Origin of the sequence: Streptomyces phyllanthi, assembly GCF_009377205.1 — a bacterium.
GTDB lineage: Bacteria > Actinomycetota > Actinomycetes > Streptomycetales > Streptomycetaceae > Streptomyces > Streptomyces phyllanthi.
The window spans coordinates 1-3,595 of sequence record NZ_VJZE01000671.1 but is presented as its reverse complement, the minus strand read 5'-3'; the positions used below and the strand labels follow the sequence as shown (position 1 = coordinate 3,595).

Here is a 3,595-nt window from a genome sequence, read left to right as displayed (position 1 = left end):
GGCCGGGGGGAAGGCGCGGGCTGCCTCGTCGACCGTGCAGGACCAGGGGGTCAGGTCGTCCAGCGTGTGCAACTCAGGCGCGGTGGCGCCCGGGGCGCGGACCAGCCATTCGTTCCAGGCCGTGCCGTTCGGGGCCACCATCACCTCGAAACGGAGGTCCGGCCACAGCGGGACCGGCCAGCTCCGGGCCTCGCACTCCAGGTCGCCGATCTTTCGGAGGGTCGCCGATTCCGGGGCGCCCAGGATCGAGCGGTAGCAGGAGACCGCCGAGCGGGAGCGCGGGGAGCGGAGCATCGCCTGCCAGCGCTTGTTCGCCTCGCGCATGTCGGCGATGGAGACGCCCAGCTCACGACGGGCGTCCGCCACCAGCTCCGGGTTGTGGTCGGCCATGCGGCGCAGGAGCACCAGCTGGAAGTCGAGCGGCGTGAAGGGCCTAGCGGGGGGCTTTGCGGAGGGCATGCGCTCCATGGTCGCGTACGCCTTCGGGCCGTGGTCCCGGGCGGCGGCCGTCCGGGAGGAAGAGGACCGAGTTCACGTAGCGCGGGCCTCCGAGGAAGGGCAGTACCCGGCGCAGCAGTCCCTGCGACACCACGTACGACGCCCTCGCCTGGTGGGCCTCCAGGGCGGCCGGGTCCAGGGGGAGCCAGGTGCGGCCGGGGAGGACCCAGCCCGCGTAGCCGAGGCCGGCGAGGAGGTCGACGACCGGGGCGATCGGCTGGATCCGGGACTCCAGCTCGACGAAGAGGGCCGGGCGGTCGCGGGTCAGGATGCCGCGCGCACCGCGCAGCACCGCCAGTTCGCTGCCGTCCACGTCGATCTTGACGAAGCCGACGTCCCGCAGGCCGAGGCCGTCGAGGGTGACGCAGGGGACCTCCAGCGCGCGGCCGTGGATGTCCCGGCGGACCAGCGAGGACACACCCCGCTCGCCCTCGTCGCCCGACGGCAGCCACAGCCGTGCTGTGCCTTGGTGGTCGGAGGCGGCGGCCCGGACGACACGGACGTTCGCGGGGGCCGTCGAGGTCAGCAGGCGAGCCAGGTGGGGGACCGGCTCCACGGTCACCACCTGGTGGGCGCGGCCGGCGAGACGGCGTGTCCACGGGCCGTACCAGCCGCCGACGTCCACCGCCGTGCCGCAGCCCGGCGGGCACAGGTCGTCCAGGCGCGCGAGCTCCGGCTCGAAGCGCGGGTAGACGAGTCCGGCCGCGGCGGCGATCAGCCGGGTGGGCAGGAAGGGGGCGAGACGGGCGGCGAGGGTCATGGCGACATCCGGTTGATCCGGTTGATCCGTTTGATCAGTTCCTCGTGTTCGTCCTCCGTGACCTGTTCGCCCGAGGACGGCAGCAGCTGCGGGATGCCGTCGACGATCGGGTAACGGCGGTGCAGCCGCGGGTTGTACAGCGCCTCGGGGGAGTCGGGGATTTCTCGGGCTCCGGAGGCTTCCCTCTCGGTCACCAGGTGCAGCGGGCCCTTGTCCAGGGGGCACGCCAGGATCTTCAGGAGCGGGTCCTCGGGGTTCATGGTGGCGTCAACTCCTTGGCACCCACGGGAGGTAGGGGTGCGGGTCGGGGTGCGTCGTGCTTGGGCATCGACAGCAGTACGGTCACCGCGAGCGCCGTACCCGCCACGCGCAGCGCCAGCCGCAGCGGGTCGTCCGGCAGCGCCTCGCCGAACGACAGCGTGCCGAGCACCGCCGTGAACAGGCAGGTCACGGTCGTGCACACCGGCACGATCAGCGAGGCGCGGGAGCGCTGCAGCGCGGCCTGCGACATGACGAGACCGAAGGCGCCGGTGAAGAGGAGGAGGTACGGGTACGGGGAGCGCAGCAGGGCGAGGAGCGCGTCAGCCACGCCGCTCGTCGTCACGTAGCCGGACACGCCCTTGATGGCCAGTGAGCTCACCCCGTACAGCAGGCCCACCGCCACGCCGTAGTCGACGCCTGTCGTCGGCAGCCGGTGGCGGTGGCGGGCGCGCCGCTCGGCCGAGGTGTACAGCCAGACGCCGAGGGCGAGCGACGGCAGGCAGACGGTCAGGACCAGGACGTACGGCGCGCCGCGGCTCACGGTGTCGTCGGTCTCGTCGAGCGACAGCACGACCATCAGCAGCGCGAGGAGGATGGCGCCGATCGCGTACTTCTCGCGGCCCGTCGTCTCCTCGCCGAGCAGCCGCGCGGAGAGCAGGACCAGCAGGACGAGCCCGGAGACGAAGATGCCCTGCGCGGCGGCGATCGGCAGCGTCCGGTAGACGGCGAGCTGGGCGGCGAAGCCGGCGGCCAGGGCCAGTGATCCGCCGATCCACAGCGGGCTGCCGAGCACCAGTCGCAGCAGCCGGGCGGGCTGCCGGACCGTCACCCGGGGCAGCGACCCCAGTGCCCGTTTCTCCAGGACGAATCCGGTGCTGTACAGGATGTTCGCCAGCAGAGCGGAGGCCACTCCCCACCACATGGGCTAGGTCCTCCGTGCGTGCAGGAGCAGGATGGACGCGGCCGACGGCACCGCGCAGGCCAGCCGGTCCAGGGGGCGCAGCGGTCGCGGTACGCCGTGGAAGGGCGCCCCCCGAAGCCGTACGACCTCGAAGCCCGCCGCCGTCACGAACTCCCGGAGCGCGCGGGCGGTGTAGAGCCGCAGATGCCCCACGACCTCCCTCCCCGGGCGGCCGTGGATCGCGCGCAGGCTCACTTCGGAGAAGACGGGCTGGACACCGGCGAGGAGCAGGGCGCGGTTGTACCAGGCGGCGAGGTTCGGGGTGGAGAGCATCAGATGGCCGCCGGGGCGCAGTACGCGGCGGAGCTCGTCGAGGGCGTCGTCCGGGTCGACGAGATGCTCGATCACCTCGCTGAACAGGACGGCGTCGGCGGTGGCGGAGCCGAACGGCAGCCCGCCGTCGGTGAGTTCGCCGCGGACCGTGTACGGCAGCCGGGTGCGGGCGCGTCTGAGGGCGTCCTGGGACCAGTCGACGCCGACGATCCGGTGACCGGAGAGGAAGGGGGCGGCGGTGGCGGCCGCGGTGCCGTCGCCGCAGCCGATGTCCAGGACCGTCTTCACGCCGCCGTCCGTGCCGTCCGTGCCGTCCGAGGGGGCCGTGCCGTCCGTGGGGGCCGGGCCGAGGGCTTCGGCCAGCATGCGGGCCTGGCGCAGGCTGCGGCGGGTGCCGGAGGCGACGGGGACGGCCGGGTTCTCGTAGAAGTCGCGCAGTCCGTGTCGCGGGGGTGCGGTGGTCGTCACCGGGTGACCTCCGTGGTGTGCAGGTAGTGCTCGAAGAGATCGCGGAGGTGGGCGCCGTCGCCGTGGCCGAGGAGGGTGCGCGACCAGCGCAGGGCGAGGTGGAGCCGGCCCGCCGTGGAGGCGGTGGTGACGGTGAGGCCGCGCGGCATACGGGCCGGGGCCGAGAACCACACGGCGCTCGCGCGGCCCGCCTCCTCGCCGAAGTCCAGCGGGTACGGGACACGGCCGATGTTGCTGAGCAGCGTGGTGGACGTCCAGGGGGCGGCTGCCCTGCGGAGCCCCCGGGTGAGCGCGGCCCGCACGCCGACCGGGGCCCAGGGCGCGGTCAGGAGGGCGGCGCCGTGGCCCAGCTGGGGGCGGGGGAGGGAGCGGAG

General features: G+C 73.7%; 5 protein-coding genes and 1 pseudogene. All 6 read right to left on the bottom strand.

The genetic code is table 11. From position 1 onward, the window contains the following. Positions 1–468: hypothetical protein (locus tag FNH04_RS43135; protein WP_152791697.1), on the bottom strand; the 468-nt coding region annotated here is incomplete at its 3' end. Further along, a complete protein-coding gene (locus FNH04_RS43130; protein ID WP_152791696.1) occupies positions 434–1,258 on the bottom strand; it encodes an FkbM family methyltransferase in 825 nt (274 codons plus the stop codon). The genes FNH04_RS43135 and FNH04_RS43130, both read right to left, overlap by 35 nt. After that, entirely contained in the window at positions 1,255–1,518 is a 264-nt protein-coding gene (locus tag FNH04_RS43125; protein WP_152791695.1) for a Trm112 family protein, read from the bottom strand. The genes FNH04_RS43130 and FNH04_RS43125 overlap by 4 nt, the downstream gene beginning before the upstream one ends. Continuing rightward, entirely contained in the window at positions 1,515–2,429 is a 915-nt protein-coding gene (locus FNH04_RS43120) for a hypothetical protein (protein WP_322725531.1), read from the bottom strand. The genes FNH04_RS43125 and FNH04_RS43120 overlap by 4 nt, the downstream gene beginning before the upstream one ends. 15 nt (positions 2,430–2,444) lie before the next feature. Next, on the bottom strand, positions 2,445–3,221 hold the full coding sequence (locus tag FNH04_RS43115; RefSeq protein WP_322725529.1) for a class I SAM-dependent methyltransferase: 777 nt from the start codon (positions 3,219–3,221) through the stop codon (positions 2,445–2,447). Continuing rightward, a pseudogene (locus FNH04_RS43110) lies at positions 3,218–3,595 on the bottom strand (condensation protein); the annotation flags it as partial. The pseudogene FNH04_RS43110 and the gene FNH04_RS43115, both read right to left, overlap by 4 nt.

Bases quoted from the DNA above. Each gene is read 5' to 3' on its own strand.
- FNH04_RS43130 (WP_152791696.1), bottom strand. From the start codon at position 1,258: ATGACCCTCGCCGCCCGTCTCGCCCCCTTCCTGCCCACCCGGCTGATC.
- FNH04_RS43125 (WP_152791695.1), bottom strand. From the start codon at position 1,518: ATGAACCCCGAGGACCCGCTCCTGAAGATCCTGGCGTGCCCCCTGGAC.